Raw genomic sequence first — 15,312 nt, forward strand, 5'->3', positions numbered from 1 at the left:
CTCAGGCTTGAGCGCGGCACGAGCGCGCATCATCTCGACACCCGGGCGCCGGCATTGATGCCGACATCACCGGTCAGAACGAGAAATGATGCAGAACCTCACCGTGAAAGCCCGGCTGCTGGCCGGTTTCGGCCTGATGGCGGCTCTTGTTCTGGTCGTCGGGGCCTTCGCGCTGCACGGCCAGGCCGGCATCTACCGCGTGTTCTCCGAGACCATCGGTGTCGACGGCAGCCGGCTGCGGCTGGCCAACGACCTGATCGATGGCACCAATGCGCGGGCGATCGGCGCACGCAACCTGGTGCTGCTGGACGACCCGGCCGCGCGCGATCGGGAGAAGGCGCAGATCCTGGCCGCGCACGAGAAAGTGCACCGCAATCTCGACGCGCTCGAGCGCGCGATCGCCACCGACCCGGGCGTTGATCCGGAGGAGCGCCGGCTGTTCGACGCGCTGAAGGCCGTCGAGGCGCGTTACGGCCCGGTGGCGCTGGAGATCACCGAGCAGGCGTCCGCCGGCCGCCAGGCCGAGGCGATCGCCAAGATGAACACCGAGTGCCGGCCGCTGCTGGTGCAACTGATCGCCGATGTCGGGGCCTACATCGCCCACCTGAACGAACAGGCGGCCCTCCATGTCGAGCAGACCGCCGCCGACTTCGCGGCGCAGCGCCTGCTGATGATCGGCGTCGGCGTCGTCGCGCTGGCGATGGCCGCAGCGCTGGCGCTGCTGATCACGCGGGTGCTGACCCGTGCTCTGGGGGCCGAACCCGCCGAGCTCGGTGCAGTCGCCTCGCGCGTGGCCGCCGGCGATCTCGGGCCGGTGCCGGGTGCCACGCAGGCCCCCGAGGGCAGCGTGCTCGCCTCGCTCGGCGCGATGCAGCAGAGCCTGGCGAGGATCGTGGCCCAGGTCCGCGGCGCGTCCGACTCGATCGCCACCGGCTCGGCCCAGATCGCCGCCGGCAACGCCGACCTGTCGCAGCGCACCGAGACCCAGGCTTCCAACCTGCAGCAGACGGCGGCGTCGATGGAGCAGATGAGCGCCTCGGTGCGCCACAACGCCGACACCGCGCAGCAGGCGACGCAGCTCGCCAGCGACGCGAGCGTCGTCGCGCGCCGTGGCGGCGAGGTCGTCGGCGCCGTCGTCGCGACGATGCAGGACATCACCGACGGCTCGCGCCGCGTCGCCGACATCATCGGCGTCATCGACGGCATCGCCTTCCAGACCAACATCCTGGCGCTCAACGCCGCGGTCGAGGCCGCCCGCGCCGGCGAGCAGGGCCGCGGCTTCGCCGTCGTCGCTGGCGAGGTGCGTTCGCTGGCCCAGCGCTCGGCCGAGGCCGCGCGCGAGATCAAGTCGCTGATCGGCGGTTCGGTCGAGAAGGTCGAGGCCGGCTCCCGCCTGGTCGGCGACGCGGGCCGGACGATGGACGAGATCGTGGTGCAGGTGAAGCGCGTGGCCGACCTGATGGCCGAGATCGGCCACGCGACGGCCGAGCAGACGGCGGGCATCGCGTCGGTCGGCTCCGCGGTCAGCGACCTGGACCAGGCGACCCAGCAGAACGCCGCGCTCGTCGAGCAGAGCGCCGCGGCGGCCGAGAGCCTGCGCCAGCAGGCCGAACGCATGAGCGCGCTGGTCAGCGTCTTCCGCCTCGAGGCCACCGCCGCGCGCGCCGAAGCCGCCTGAGCGCGACCGCGTGACCGCGTGGCGCCACGGCGATGGCGCTCTTGATGTGTGTCATGTGCACTGCAACATGACAGCGCTGTGCCCCCGCCGTGCACGGTGCTAGGCGTGGCGCCCCACACGTGCACGCCGCGGACGTTCAGAATCGTTCCGGCAGCCCCGTCGCGTCCGAGCGGGGGGGCGCTGCCGCGCGGCGCAGGCCAGGCGGCTCGCGCGGACCCCGCCTCCCGGACGTCCGCATCGTCGGCACCAGACGGGAGCGGGACATGGGCGCACAAGAAGGCCTGATCGAGAACCTGACCTACGACGAGCTGCGTCCGGGCCAGCGCGCGCAGATGATGCGCACGCTGTCCAAGGACGACATCAACGCCTTCGCGCTGGTCTCCGGCGACGTCAACCCGGCGCACGTCGACGCCGAGTACGCCGAGGGCACACGTTTCAAGGGCGTCATCGCGCACGGCATGTGGGCCGGCGCGCTGATCTCCAGCCTGCTCGGCACCGAGTTTCCCGGCCCGGGCACGATCTACCTCGAGCAGAGCCTGCGTTTCCACCGCCCGGTGCGCGTCGGCGACACGCTGACGGTGGGTGTCACGGTGGCCGAGAAGGACGACGCGACGCGCAACGTCACGCTCGACTGCATCGTGCTCAACCAGCACGGCGACCAGGTCGTCACCGGCCGCGCGCTGGTGCGCGCGCCGACGCAGAAGATCGTGCGCCCGCGCGCCGCGATGCCGACGATGCACCTGTTCGACCCCGAGGCGCGGCTCGAAGCCTGGGTGCAGACGCTGAGCGGCCACCCGCCGGTGCGCTGCGTCGTCGTGCACCCCTGCGACGAAGGCTCGCTGCACGGCGCGCTCGACGCACGTGCGCACGGGCTGATCGAGCCGGTGTTCGTCGGCCCGGCGCTGCGCATCCGCACGCTGGCCGAGCAGATGCAGGTGTCGCTGGACGGCATCGAGATCGTCGACGTGCCGCACAGCCACGCCGCCGCGGTGGCCGCCGCGGCGCTGGCCGCGCGTGGCGAGGCGCAGATGCTGATGAAGGGCAGCCTGCACACCGACGAGCTGATCAAGGCCGTGCTCGACGAGAACTCGCTGCGCACCGGGCGGCGCATGTCGCACGTCTACCGCTTCGAGGTGCCGGCCTATCCGAAGCCGCTGCTGGTCACCGACGCGGCGATCAACATCGCGCCCTCGCTGGCCGAGAAGGCCGACATCGTGCGCAACGCCGTCGAGCTGGCGCATGCGCTGGGCATGCACCAGCCGCGCGTGGCGCTGCTGTCGGCGGTGGAGACGGTGACGCCGCGCCTGGCCTCGACGCTGGACGCCGCGGCGCTGTGCAAGATGGCCGACCGCGGCCAGATCGCCGGCGCCTTGCTCGACGGCCCGCTGGCCTTCGACAACGCGATCTCGGTCGAGGCCGCGCGCATCAAGCACATCGAGTCGCCGGTGGCCGGCAACGCCGACATCCTCGTCGTGCCCGATCTGGAGGCCGGCAACATGCTCGCCAAGCAGCTCGAGTACCTGGCCGGCGCGGCGAGTTGCGGCGTCGTGCTCGGCGCACGCGTGCCGATCGCGCTGACCAGCCGCGCCGACGCGGCGATCTCGCGCATGGCCTCGGCGGCGCTGGCCGGCGTCGTCGCGCGCGCCATCGCGGCCGGGAAGGCACGATGAACGCCGCACCGCGCGACGCGGTGCTGGCGCTCAACGCGGGGTCCTCGTCGCTGAAGTTCGGCGTCTACGAGCGCCAGGGGCCGGCCTTGTGGACTGGCTTGTTCGAAGGTCTGGAGCCCGGCGGCGAGCCGAGCTGGCACCTTGCCGGCGAAGACGCGCGCCGCCTGGTGCAGGCGCCCGGGCAGGACGGTTTTGCCGCCGCGCTGGACGCGCTGCTGGCCTTGCTGGCGGCACGCGGGCGGCGGCTCGCGGCGGTGGCGCACCGCGTCGTGCACGGCGGCTCGCGCTGCGTCGCGCCCTGCGTGCTCGACGCCGAACTGCTGGCGTATCTGCACACGCTGGAGCCGCTGGCGCCGCTGCACCAGCCGCACAATCTGGCCGGCGTCGCGGCGATCCACCGCGCGCTGCCGGCGCTGCCACAGGTGGCGTGTTTCGACACCGCCTTCCACGCGACGATGCCCGAGGTCGAACGCCGGCTGCCGCTGCCGCGTGACTTCGAGTCGCGAGGCCTGCGGCGCTACGGCTTTCACGGCCTGTCCTACGAGTCGGTCAGCGGCACGCTGGCCGGCGTCTCGGCGCGTGCCGGCGGCCGGCTGCTGATGGCCCACCTGGGCAACGGCGCCAGCCTCTGCGGCGCCGTCGGCGGGCGTTCGGTCGCCTCGTCGATGGGCCTGTCGGCGCTGGACGGGCTGATGATGGGCACCCGCAGCGGCGCGTTGGACCCCGGCGTGCTGCTCCACCTGTGGCGCGACGGCTGGACGCTGGAGCAGGTCGAGCGCCTGCTCTACAAGCAGTCGGGCCTGCTCGGCGTCTCCGGGCTGTCGGCCGACATGCGCACGCTGCGCGCCAGTGCCGAGCCGGCGGCGGCCGAGGCGATCGCACTCTTCACCCACCGCCTGCTGCGCGAGGCCGGCGCCATCGTCGCCGTGCTCGGCGGGCTGGACGTACTGGCCTTCACCGGCGGCATCGGCGAACACGACGCGCGGCTGCGCGAAGACGTCGCCGCCGCGCTGGGCTTCACCGGCCTGGTGCTCGACGCCGCCGCCAACCGCGCGGCGCCGCCCGACCGGCCGGTGCCGCTGCACGCCGCCGGCAGCGCCGTCGAGGTCTGGGTCGTGCCGACCGACGAAGGCCGGGTCGCCGCCGATGCCGCGTTCCGCCACCTGGACGGCGGCTGAGTTTCAAGGAGTCCGCATGCACAACCCGAACGTCGCCGCCGCCGTGCTCGCCGATCCGGCGCTGGACCCGGCGCTGGCCGCCGCACGCCGCCTCGACAGCCACTTCCACGCCGCCGTCGCGCCGGCCTTCTCGGGGCTGTCGCCGATCTCGCTGGCGCTGGCCTGGCAGGACTGGGCGCTGCACCTGGCGACGCAGCCAGCCACCGCGCTGGCGCTGGTCGCCCGCGCCCAGCAGTCCTGGCTGCAGGCCTGGGGCGAGATGCTGGGCCAGGCCGAGCCCGGCAACGGCGACGCCCGTTTTGCCGCCCCGGCGTGGAGGCAGTGGCCCTGGGCGCCGGTGGTGCACGGCTGGCACGCCGCCGAACGCTGGTGGCAGGACGCGACCGACCTGCGCGGCGTCGACCCGCACCACCGCGAGGTCGTGCGTTTCTTCGCCCGCCAGTGGCTGGACATGCTGGCGCCGTCGAATGCCGGCCTGGCCAACCCCGAGGTGCTGCAGCGCACCGCCGAACGCGGCGGCGCCAACCTCGTCGACGGCACGCTGCACGCGCTGGACGGCTGGCGCCGCCAGCACGGCCTGGAGCCGCTGCGCACGCCCGAGCGGCGTTACGAGCCCGGTGTCGACGTCGCCGTGACGCCGGGCCAGGTGGTCTGGCGCAACCACCTCGTCGAGCTGATCCAGTACCTGCCGCTGACCGCCTCGGTCCAGGCCGAGCCGGTGTTCATCGTGCCGTCGTGGATCATGAAGTACTACATCCTCGACCTGTCGCCGCACAACTCGTTCGTCAAGTGGCTGGTCGAGCAGGGCCACACGGTGTTCATCCTCAGCTGGCGCAACCCCGACGAGTCGGACGCGCTGCTGGCGATGCAGGACTACCTGGAACTCGGCATCTTCGACCCGCTGGCGCAGATCGCCCGCATGATCCCCGGCCGGCGTGTGCACGCCTGCGGCTACTGCCTGGGCGGCACGCTGCTGTCGCTGGCCGCCGCGGCGCTGGCGCGGCCGGGGCGCATCGCTCGCGCCGAACTGCTGCCGGAACTCGCCAGCGTCTCGCTGCTGGCCGCCGAGACCGACTTCACCGAACCCGGCGAGATGGGCGTGCTGATCGACGAGTCGCAGGTCACGCTGCTCGAGGACATGATGGCCGAGCGCGGTTTCCTCACCGGCGCGCAGATGGCCGGCTCCTTCGCCTACCTGCATTCACGCGACCAGGTCTGGTCGCGGCGGCTGCGCGAGTTCTGGCTCGGCGAGCCCGACAGCCCGAACGACCTGATGGCCTGGAACGCCGACCTGACGCGCATGCCGGCGGCGATGCACAGCGAGTACCTGCGCCGCTGCTACCTGCGCAACGAGATCGCCGAAGGGCGTTTCCCGGTCGAAGGCCGGGCGGTGTCGCTGTCGGACATTGCGGCGCCGATGTTCGTCGTCGGCACCGAGAAGGACCACGTCTCGCCGTGGAAGTCGGTCTACAAGATCCACCGCCTGGCCGACACCACGATCACCTTCGTGCTGACCAGCGGCGGCCACAACGCCGGCATCGTCAGCGAGCCCGGCCACGCCAACCGGCGCTACCGCATGGCCACGCGCGAGGTCGACGGCGCCTGGGTCGACCCCGAGGCCTGGGCCGAGCAGGCGCCGCGCCACGAAGGTTCGTGGTGGACCGCCTGGCACGACTGGCTGCTGGCCCAGGGCAGCGGCGAGACCGCCAAGGCGCGCACGCCGGCCAAGGCCGACGTCGTCTGCGCCGCGCCGGGCACTTACGTGCACCAGTGCTGGCGTGACTGAGCCCGGACATGGGACGCCGGAAGGCGTCCCGTGCCGGACGAAGGCCTGAGCGCGATTTCACGCGCGAGGGCTGGCCTCGATCCGGTCTCAATCCGGTTTGACGAAGCGCGCCACGGCGGCGATCAGCTCGCGCGGCCGCTCGCGGTGCGGCACGTGGCCGCAGTCCTCCAGCTCCAGCAGCACCGTGCCCGGCACCTGCCGCGCGACGCTGCGGATCTGCTCCAGCGTGCCGTAGTCGTCGCGTTCGCCCTGCACCGCGAGCAGCGGGCAGCGGATCGCCGCGACCTCGTCGACGATGGACCAGCCGTGGAAACGTTCGTCCAGCCAGACGCCGTTCCAGCCCCAGAAGGCCGAGTCGGGGTCGTCGTGCCAGCGCGCCAGCCGGGTGCGCAGATCGCCTTCGACGTAGGCCCGGCGGGCGGCGCGCAGGCCGGCCAGCGTGAGGTCCTCGACCCACAGGTGCGGCGCGACGATCACCGCGCCGGCGGCGACGCCGGGGAAGGCCGCGGCGTGCAGCAGCGCGATCGTCGCGCCGTCGCTGTGGCCGAAGAGCCAGAGCGGCTCGCGCGCGGCGTCGAGGCCACGCTCGGCGAGCAGCGCCGGCAGCAGATCCTGCGCCTGGCGGTGCAGATAACTCGCGTCCCAGTGTTCGTCGGCCGCGCGCGGCGTCGAGCGGCCGTAGCCGGGGCGCGAATAGACCAGCCCGCGCCAGCCGAGCGCGGCGCAGAGCCGGTCGGGGAAGTCGCGCCAGGCCGCCGCCGAACCCAGGCCCTCGTGCAGGAAGACCATGCACGGCGTGCCCGGCGGCGCGTCGCGGCCGATCTCGCGCCACTCGATGCGCACGCGGCGGCCGTCGAACGGCAGCTCGCTGAACGAGGTTCCCTCACGCATCGCGCGACCTTAACGCCGTGGGCCGGCTTGGACCTTTCGCGTCCGGGGCCTTGGCGCCGGCTTTTGGCATCGACGGCGCACCCGGCCCAGAATGATTCCGCTGCCTGACGGTTCCGGACGTCGGGTGGTCAGGAAGATCGAGTTACGGGGCCCTCGCGGCCCCGTTTTTTTGCCCTCAGCGCACGCGCAGACGCGGCGCTTCGCCGGCTGCCGGCACGACACGGCCGACGACCGCGGCGTCGCCGAAACCGTGTTCGCGGAAGACCGCCAGCACCGCGTCCAGCGCCTCGGGCGCGCAGGCGGCGAGCAGGCCGCCGCTGGTCTGCGGGTCGGTCAGTAGCGCGCGGTCTTCGGCGGCGAAGCCCTCGGGCAGTTCGACTTCAGCGCCGTAGCTGGCCCAGTTGCGGCCCGACGCGCCGGTGACGAAACCCTGGCCGGCCAGCGCCCGCACGCCGGGCAGCAGCGGCACCGCGGCCCAGTCGAGCTCGACGTCGTGGCCCGAGCCGCGCGCCATCTCCAGCGCGTGGCCGGCGAGCGCGAAGCCGGTGACGTCGGTCAGCGCATGCACCGCGTCCAGCGCCGCGAGGTCGGGCCCCGGCGTGTTGAGCTTCGTCGTCGTCGCGATCATGCGGTCGTAGCCCTCGGCGCCGAGCGCACCCTTCTTCAGCGCCGCCGACATCACGCCGACACCCAGCGGCTTGCCCAGCACCAGCAGGTCGCCGGGTTTCGCGCCGGCGTTGCGGCGCACCCGCTGCGGGTGCACCAGGCCCAGAGCCACCAAGCCGTAGATCGCCTCGACCGAGTCGATCGAATGGCCGCCGGCGATCGGGATGCCGGCGGCCCGGCAGACCGAGGCGCCGCCTTCGAGCACGCGGCCGATGGTCTCGGTGGACAGCACCGCGATCGGCATGCCGACCAGCGCCAGCGCCAGGATCGGCTTGCCACCCATCGCGTAGACGTCGGACAGCGCGTTGGTCGCGGCGATGCGGCCGAAGTCGAACGGGTCGTCGACGATCGGCATGAAGAAGTCGGTCGTCGCGACCAGCGCCTGCTCGTCGTTGAGCTGGTAGACCGCGGCGTCGTCGCTGGTCTCGATGCCGACCAGCAGTTCGGGCGGCACCGGCATCGCCGACGCGCCGCGCAGGATCTCGGTCAGCACGCCCGGGGCGATCTTGCAGCCGCAGCCGCCGCCGTGCGACAGCGAGGTCAGACGGGGCTCTGCAGGGGCGGGGGCGGTGGTCATCGGCGGCTTTCGCAAAGATGGATCGGCCGCGAGCATAGTCCTGCCGGGGAAGCCGAGCGCCTGCGCGGGCCGCTGCCCAAACTCCATAATCGCGCCCCATTTCGCCCCAGGGAGAACCGATGTTCCACCGCCTGATGTCCCGCGCGCTGCGCGTCGCCGCCTTCACCGCCGCCTTCGCCGCCGTCGGCGCCCAGGCGCAGCAGGTGCTGCGTGTCACCGCGATCCCCGACGAGTCGCCGACCGAGCTGGCGCGCAAGGCCGCGCCGCTGGTCAAGTACCTCGAGTCCAAGCTCGCGATGAAGGTCGAGTACACGCCGGTGACCGACTACGCCGCCGCCGTCGAGACCCTGGTCACGCGCAAGATCGACCTCGCCTGGTTCGGCGGCTTCACCTTCGTGCAGGCCAGCATCCGCTCCGGCGGCCAGGTGATCCCGCTGGTGCAGCGCGAGGAGGACCAGAAGTTCCGCTCGGTCTTCGTCACCGCCGACCCGGCCGTGCGCTCGCTGGCCGACATCAAGGGCCGCGACTTCAGCTTCGGCTCGCAGAGCTCGACCTCGGGCCACCTGATGCCGCGCAGCTTCCTGATGGCCGCCGGGCTGGAGCCCGACCGCGACTTCCGCCGCGTCGCCTACAGCGGCGCGCACGACGCCACGGTGGCCGCGGTCGCCGCCGGCAAGGTGGCCGCCGGCGCGCTGAACATCTCGGTCTGGGACAAGCTCGTCGCCGAGGGCAAGGTCGACACGCAGCGCGTGCGCGTCTTCTACACGACGCCCACCTATTACGACTACAACTGGACCGTGCACGCCCAGATGCCGGCGGCGCTGCGCGAGAAGCTCAAGGCCGCGTTCCTGGCGCTGTCGCGCGACAGCGCCGAAGGCCGCGAGGTGCTGGAGCTGCAGCGCGCGACGCGTTTCGTGCCGACCAGCCCGGACAACTACAAGGGCATCGAGGCCGCGGCCCGCGCTGCCGGCCTGATCTGAGCGCGGCCGCGATGCGCATCGCGCTGGCCGCCGCCGTCGGCCGCCACCCGGCGGCACGGGCCGACGCGCCGGCGGCCATCGACGGCCTGACGCTGGACGTCGCGCCCGGCGAGGCGGTGGCCGTCATCGGCCCGTCGGGCGCCGGCAAGACGACGCTGCTGCAGCTCATCGCCGCGGCGCTGAGGCCCTCGGCCGGGCAGGTCGTGCTGGACGGCACCGACCCGTGGACGCTGCCGCGCGCGGCGCTGCAGCGGCTGCGCGGCCGGCTGTTCCTGGCGCCGCAGACGCCGCCGCTGCCGCCGCGCCAGCGGGTCGTCACCGCGGTGACGGCCGGCCGGCTGCCGGCGATGGGCTTCTGGCAGAGCCTGGCGGCGCTGCTGCACGCGCAGGACATCGGCGCGGCCGAAGCGGCGCTCGCGCGTTTCGACCTCGCCGACAAGCTCTTCGAGCGTGTGGACCGCCTGTCCGGCGGCGAGCGCCAGCGTGTCGGCCTGGCGCGCGCGCTGCTGTCGCCGGCGTCGCTGTGGCTGGTCGACGAGCCGCTGTCGGCGCTGGACCCGGCGCGTGCCGCCCAGGCGCTGGCCGCCTTGCGCGACGAGGCCGCGGCGCGTGGCGTGACGCTGGTCGCCTCGCTGCACCAGGTCGACGCGGCGCTGGCCGCGTTCCCGCGCGTGATCGGCCTGCGCGACGGCCGCCTGGCCTTCGACCTGCCGGCCGCCGAGGTCACGCCGGCGCGGCTGCAGGCCTTGTACGCGGCGCGCGAGGACCTCGCGCCGGTGATCGAGGACCTGCCGGCCGAACGCGCGCTGGTCGCCGGCCGATGCTGAACCCGGCGCGCCGCGACCCGGCCTGGGCCGGGCGGGTCTTCTGGACCGGCGCCGTGCTGGTGCTGCTGTGGCCGCTGGTCGTGGCCACCGAGTTCCGGCCGCTGCGGCTGTTCGAGCCCGACACGCTGGCCGTCAGCGGGCGTTTTCTCGCCGCCTTCTTCCCGCCGGCGCTCTCGCCGGAGTTCCTCGAGCTCGTCGCGAAAGCGACCTGGCGCACGGTGGCCATCGCCACCGCCGGCATCACGCTGGCGCTGCTGATCGCGGTGCCGGGCGCGCTGCTGACGGCGCGTGTGCTGTCGCTGTCGGCGCTGGCCGGGCCGATGGCCGCCGTGCCGCTGGTGCTGCGCCAGGCGGTGCGCGCCGTGCTCGTCGTGCTGCGCAGCGTGCCCGAGCTGGTCTGGGCGCTGGTCTTCGTGCGCGTCGTCGGCCTGGGGCCGACGGCGGGCGTGCTGGCGATCGCGCTGACCTACGGCGGCATGCTCGGCAAGGTCTACGCCGAGATCCTCGACAGCGGCGAGCCGGCGCCGGCGCAGGCGCTGCTGCGCCAGGGCGCGGGCCGGCTGCAGGCCTTCTTCTGGGGGCTGCTGCCGCAGAACGCGCACGAGCTGGCCTCGTACACCGTCTACCGCTGGGAGTGCGCGATCCGCTCGTCGGTGGTGCTCGGTTTCGTCGGCGCCGGCGGCCTGGGCCAGGAGCTCGACGGTTCGCTGAAGATGTTCGCCGGTGCCGAGGTGGCGACGATGCTGATCGTCTTCGTCGCGCTGGTCGCACTGGCCGACCGCGCCAGCGCGACGATCCGCAAGGTGCTCGGATGAGCCCGCGCCGCCCGCCGCCGCGCACCGACGTCCGCACGCGCGTGCTGCTGGCCGCGCTGGCGGCGCTGGTCGTCGCCAGCTTCGTCTCGCTGGACCTGCAGTGGCGTGCCTTCTTCTCGGCCGCGGCCATGACCTCGATGGCACGTTTCGTCGCCGAGTTCTTCCCGCCGGCACACGACCCGGTGTTCGTCGCCAAGGTCGTGCGCGGCGCCGGCGAGACGCTGGCGATGTCGCTGCTGGGCACGGCGCTGGCGGCCGTCGGCGGGCTGGCGCTGGCCTTGCCGCGCCGCGGCCGCTGGCTGGCGCGCTGGCTGATGAACGCGCTGCGTGCGGTGCCCGAACTCGTCTGGGCGGCGCTGCTGCTGGTGGCCGCCGGCCTGGGGCCGATGACCGGCACGCTGGCGCTGGCGCTGCACACCACCGGCGTGCTCGGCCGGCTGTTCGGCGAGGCGATCGAGAACGCGCCGCCCGGCCCGGCCGAGGCGCTGCGCGCGCAGGGTGTCGAGGGCTGGCGCGTCGCCGCCTGGGCGACGCTGCCGCAGGTGCTGCCGCAGCTCGTCAGCTACACGCTGTACCGCTGGGAGAACAACATCCGCGCCGCCGCGGTGCTGGGCGTCGTCGGCGCCGGCGGGCTGGGGCAGATGCTGGCCTTCCACCTCGGGCTGTTCCAGATGGGGCGCACGGCGACGGTGCTGCTGGCGATGATCGTGCTGGTGCTGGCGGTCGACGCGGCCAGCGTCTTCGCCCGACGAATGCTGATGCGCTGAGCAGAACTGCACGCGCCGCGCCCGCGAGCACGGGGGCAGGGCGGGCGGGGCCGCGTGCCAGAATCGTCGCCGACATGAAGATCCTGCTCACCGGTGCCGCCGGTTTCATCGGCATGACGACGGCGCTGCGGCTGCTCGCGCGCGGCGACGAGGTGGTCGGTCTCGACAACCTCAACGACTACTACGACGTCCGGCTCAAGCTCGACCGCCTGGCGCGGCTCGAGCCGCACCCGGGCTTCCGCTTCGTCAAGCTCGACGTCGCCGACCGCGCCGGCATGGACGCGCTGTTCGCCGCCGAACGTTTCGACCGCGTCATCCACCTCGCCGCGCAGGCCGGCGTGCGCTACTCGCTGCAGAACCCGCACGCCTACGTCGACAGCAACCTCGTCGGCTTCATCAACATCCTCGAGGGCTGCCGCCACGCGCGGGTGCAGCACCTCGTCTACGCCTCCAGCTCCAGCGTCTACGGCGGCAACACGAAGATGCCGTTCGCCGAGCACGACAGCGTCGACCACCCGGTCAGCCTGTACGCCGCGACGAAGAAGGCCAACGAGCTGATGGCCCACACCTACAGCCATCTCTACGGCCTGCCGACGACGGGGCTGCGCTTCTTCACCGTCTACGGCCCCTGGGGCCGGCCGGACATGGCGCTGTTCCTGTTCACCAAGGCGATCCTCGAAGGCCGGCCGATCGACGTCTTCAACCACGGCCGCATGAAGCGCGACTTCACCTACGTGGACGACATCGTCGAAGGCGTGATCCGGGTGCTCGACCGCACGGCCGAGCCCGACCCGGCCTACCGTCCCGAGGCGCCCGACGCCGGCACCAGCAACGTGCCCTACCGCGTCTTCAACATCGGCAACCACGCGCCGGTGGAGCTGATGGAGTTCATCGGCCACGTCGAGGCCGCGCTCGGCCGCGAGGCACAGAAGAACCTGCTGCCGATGCAGGACGGCGACGTGCCGGCGACCTACGCCGACGTCGACGCGCTGAGTGCCTGGACCGGTTTCGCGCCGGCCACCGACCTGCGCACCGGCATCGGCCGCTTCGTCGACTGGTACCGCGGCTACTACCGCGTCTGATCAGCGCGGCAGCGCCGTGGCCGTCGGCTCCGGCGGAGCGGCCTGCTGCAGCAGTTCGTGCACGTGGCGCACGGGGATCGCGTAGCTGATGCCCGAGGGGTACTGGATCGCGTTCTCGCGCGTGCCGCGCACCAGCACCATGTTGACGACGGCGACGACCTCGCCGGTCTCGGCGTCCAGCACCGGGCCGCCGCTGTTGCCGGGGTAGGCGGTGGCGTCGAGCTGGAAGATGTCGAAGCTGCCCTCGCGCAGCTTCTGCAGCGCCCGCGGGTCGAGCTGGCGCGAGTTCGCCGCCGGCAGCGCGATCGAGGTCACCGCCGAGACGATGCCGCGGTGCGTCACCGGCGAGTAGCCCAGCGCGCCGGCGATCGGGAAGCCCATCAGCGCGATCGACATGCCTTCGCGCGCAGCGTCGGCGTCGGCCAGCGGCAGCGGCGGCAGCGACGGGCCCTCGATCTTCAGCAGCACCAGGTCGTGCGAGCGGTCGGAGCCGGCCAGGCGCGCCGAGCGGGCTTCCGACACCTTGCCGTTGCGCGCCACCAGCACCGACAGCCGCGACAGCTGCTCGACCTCGTTGGCCGGCGGCAGCACGTGCTGGTTGGTGATGACGTAGCTGCCGTCGAGCACGGCGAAGCCGCTGCCGCGGAACGAGAAGCGCGGGTTGTCCAGCGGGTTGAAGGTGCCGACGGCGACGACCCCGGGCTTGGCCGCGGCGATGACGTCGGGCAGGCCGGCCCAGGCCGGCAAGGTCAGCGACAGCAGCGAAGCCGCCAGCCAGGCGCGGCGCCGGGGGCCGGTGCCGTGGCCGGCGCCGCGACGGGCATCGATCGGGGAGGTGGGGGCGGGGATCAGCGTCGGGAACGGGGCGCGCACGGTAGGGCCAGCATAGCACCCGCAGGTGGTGCGTCCGGCCCCCCGCTCAGGCTGCCCGGCGGCCGTCGGGCTGCGGCCGGGCCGCCGGCTCTGCCGGGTCGGGCGCGAGGTCGGCGTGCGTCGTGCCGGTCTCCAGCAGGCGCACGCAGCGCATCCAGGCCGGGTCCGGCGCCTCGACGCGGAAGCCGTGGTAGTGGCCGGTGGCCGTCGGCACGCGCCGCACGACCTCGGTCAGCACCGTGGATTCGACGCCTTCGCCGAGCTGCACCTTGGCCCAGCCGCGTGCGCCCAGCGGCAGGTCGTTCGCGCCGTGGGCCTGGAAGCCCTGCTGCGACAGCTCCACCACCTCCAGCGCCTGCGGGCGGTCTTCCAGCGTCAGCACCGCCGGGCACTTCAGCGAGTAGCGCGGGTGGCGGCGCAGCGCGGCGCCACCGGCCTGGTGGCCGTAAGGCAGCGGCGGCAGCACCGCGGCGTACTCGGGGCTGTCGTAGATGCTGTGCAGCAGCCCCAGCCGGCGCGTGTCGAGCTGGGCGAAGCAGTCGGTGCGCTGGGTGAAGAAGTAGTCCAGCAGCGCCGGCGTCATCACCGGGTCGTTGGTCGTGAAGTAGCGGCGCTCGGGCAGCTTGGCGTTGGGCAGGCGCGAGGTGATGAAGTAGCGGTACAGGTCCTTGCGCGGCGGGCGGCCGTCGTAGCCTTCCTTCAGCAGCGTCGGGGCCTCGTGCAGGTCCAGCGTCGCGCCGACCGCCGGCGCGCCGTTGGCGAAGTCGTAGTGGTCGACCTCGGAGGCCTGCAGGCGGCGGAAAAACAGCAGCGACTCGTAGAGCTCGATCTTCGCCGGGTTGACGGCAATGACCAGGTGCCGGGTGTCGAAGTAGTGCACGCAGTAGTCGTGCATGAACTTCATCAGCGGGAACAGGATCCTGCCGCCGGTGGAGCGGAACTTCGGGTGCACCGCCAGCGCCGAGATCTCGGCGATGCGCCCCGGCTGGGCGCGCACCGCGGTCAGGTCGAACACCGACTGCAGCGGGAAGCCGAAAACGCCTTCGCGGATCATCGACAGCGTGCCGACGACCTCGCCGTCCCAGAACGCGGCGATCGTCGTCGTCGTCGGCAGCGCGTGGTATGGCGTGACGCGCAGGCCCGACGGGTGCGGCTTCATGAAGCCGCTGGCGACGTAGGCGTCGTGCAGCAGCCGGAAGCAGGCCTCGAGATCCTGGCGGCTGTCGACGATGCGGATCTCCAGCCGGCCGTCCGGGGCCGGCTCGCAGTCGACCATGCGGCGGAAGATCGCGTGCCGGGCGGAGTCGGGCAGCATCCCCATCGCGGAACGCAGACCGGCGTGGACGTTCTTTCGCAGGGTGCTCATGGCTCAGGTTACGGCGTGCGGCGCGGCAGGTTGAGGATCTGCAACACCTTGTCGCAATTGAGTGCCTGGCGGACCGGTGAGAACCAGTACACGGACGGCTTCATCCACGGGGTGCCGACCACCGATTCAAGGGCCCGTTGCAAGGTGTGTCGGCGC

General features: G+C 72.9%; 13 protein-coding genes. 9 read left to right on the forward strand and 4 right to left on the reverse strand.

Annotated elements, in window-relative coordinates; genetic code table 11:
• The first annotated feature begins 88 nt into the window (after positions 1-88).
• The 4 genes from G5B56_RS05735 to G5B56_RS05750 all read left to right on the forward strand — a co-directional run bounded on the left by G5B56_RS05735 (position 89) and on the right by G5B56_RS05750 (position 6,312).
• Positions 89-1,678 carry a methyl-accepting chemotaxis protein gene (locus tag G5B56_RS05735; protein WP_164962584.1) on the forward strand — a complete coding sequence of 530 codons (1,590 nt, stop codon included), beginning with the start codon at positions 89-91 and terminating at the stop codon, positions 1,676-1,678.
• Between the two features lie 263 nt (positions 1,679-1,941).
• Positions 1,942-3,348, forward strand: coding sequence for a bifunctional enoyl-CoA hydratase/phosphate acetyltransferase (locus G5B56_RS05740; protein ID WP_164962585.1), 1,407 nt, complete (start codon positions 1,942-1,944; stop codon positions 3,346-3,348).
• A complete protein-coding gene (locus G5B56_RS05745; RefSeq protein WP_009857330.1) occupies positions 3,345-4,526 on the forward strand; it encodes an acetate/propionate family kinase in 1,182 nt (393 codons plus the stop codon). The genes G5B56_RS05740 and G5B56_RS05745 overlap by 4 nt, the downstream gene beginning before the upstream one ends.
• A gap of 16 nt (positions 4,527-4,542) precedes the next feature.
• Positions 4,543-6,312, forward strand: a complete 1,770-nt coding sequence (locus G5B56_RS05750) for an alpha/beta hydrolase (RefSeq protein WP_164962586.1) — start codon at positions 4,543-4,545, stop codon at positions 6,310-6,312.
• 87 nt (positions 6,313-6,399) lie between these two features.
• Here the strand turns inward: G5B56_RS05750 and G5B56_RS05755 are convergent, their stop codons facing one another.
• Together G5B56_RS05755 and selD are read right to left on the reverse strand one after the other, a co-directional pair.
• Positions 6,400-7,203, reverse strand: coding sequence for an alpha/beta fold hydrolase (locus G5B56_RS05755; RefSeq protein WP_164962587.1), 804 nt, complete (start codon positions 7,201-7,203; stop codon positions 6,400-6,402).
• Positions 7,204-7,378: 175 nt separating this feature from the next.
• Positions 7,379-8,446 carry a selenide, water dikinase SelD gene (selD, locus tag G5B56_RS05760; RefSeq protein WP_164962588.1) on the reverse strand — a complete coding sequence of 356 codons (1,068 nt, stop codon included), beginning with the start codon at positions 8,444-8,446 and terminating at the stop codon, positions 7,379-7,381.
• A 119-nt stretch (positions 8,447-8,565) separates the two neighbouring features.
• Between selD and G5B56_RS05765 the strand changes: the two genes are divergently transcribed.
• The 5 genes from G5B56_RS05765 to G5B56_RS05785 all read left to right on the forward strand — a co-directional run bounded on the left by G5B56_RS05765 (position 8,566) and on the right by G5B56_RS05785 (position 12,917).
• A complete protein-coding gene (locus G5B56_RS05765) occupies positions 8,566-9,426 on the forward strand; it encodes a putative selenate ABC transporter substrate-binding protein (RefSeq protein ID WP_164962589.1) in 861 nt (286 codons plus the stop codon).
• 11 nt (positions 9,427-9,437) lie between these two features.
• Positions 9,438-10,253, forward strand: a complete 816-nt coding sequence (locus G5B56_RS05770; RefSeq protein ID WP_164962590.1) for a phosphonate ABC transporter ATP-binding protein — start codon at positions 9,438-9,440, stop codon at positions 10,251-10,253.
• The gene (locus G5B56_RS05775; protein WP_164962591.1) at positions 10,247-11,068 is read left to right on the forward strand and encodes an ABC transporter permease; all 822 of its coding nucleotides are present in this window, start codon (positions 10,247-10,249) and stop codon (positions 11,066-11,068) included. The genes G5B56_RS05770 and G5B56_RS05775 overlap by 7 nt, the downstream gene beginning before the upstream one ends.
• Entirely contained in the window at positions 11,065-11,835 is a 771-nt protein-coding gene (phnE, locus tag G5B56_RS05780; RefSeq protein WP_164962592.1) for a phosphonate ABC transporter, permease protein PhnE, read from the forward strand. Before G5B56_RS05775 ends, phnE begins: the two co-directional genes overlap by 4 nt.
• Before the next feature lie 74 nt (positions 11,836-11,909).
• Positions 11,910-12,917, forward strand: a complete 1,008-nt coding sequence (locus tag G5B56_RS05785; protein WP_009857338.1) for an NAD-dependent epimerase — start codon at positions 11,910-11,912, stop codon at positions 12,915-12,917.
• Here the strand turns inward: G5B56_RS05785 and G5B56_RS05790 are convergent, their stop codons facing one another.
• Together G5B56_RS05790 and G5B56_RS05795 are read right to left on the reverse strand one after the other, a co-directional pair.
• Entirely contained in the window at positions 12,918-13,790 is an 873-nt protein-coding gene (locus tag G5B56_RS05790) for a S1C family serine protease (protein WP_164962593.1), read from the reverse strand.
• Between the two features lie 46 nt (positions 13,791-13,836).
• A complete protein-coding gene (locus G5B56_RS05795; RefSeq protein ID WP_009857340.1) occupies positions 13,837-15,156 on the reverse strand; it encodes a PilZ domain-containing protein in 1,320 nt (439 codons plus the stop codon).
• Positions 15,157-15,312: the final 156 nt, after the last annotated feature.

The organism is Rubrivivax sp. JA1026, from assembly GCF_011065555.1.
GTDB lineage: Bacteria > Pseudomonadota > Gammaproteobacteria > Burkholderiales > Burkholderiaceae_C > Rubrivivax > Rubrivivax benzoatilyticus.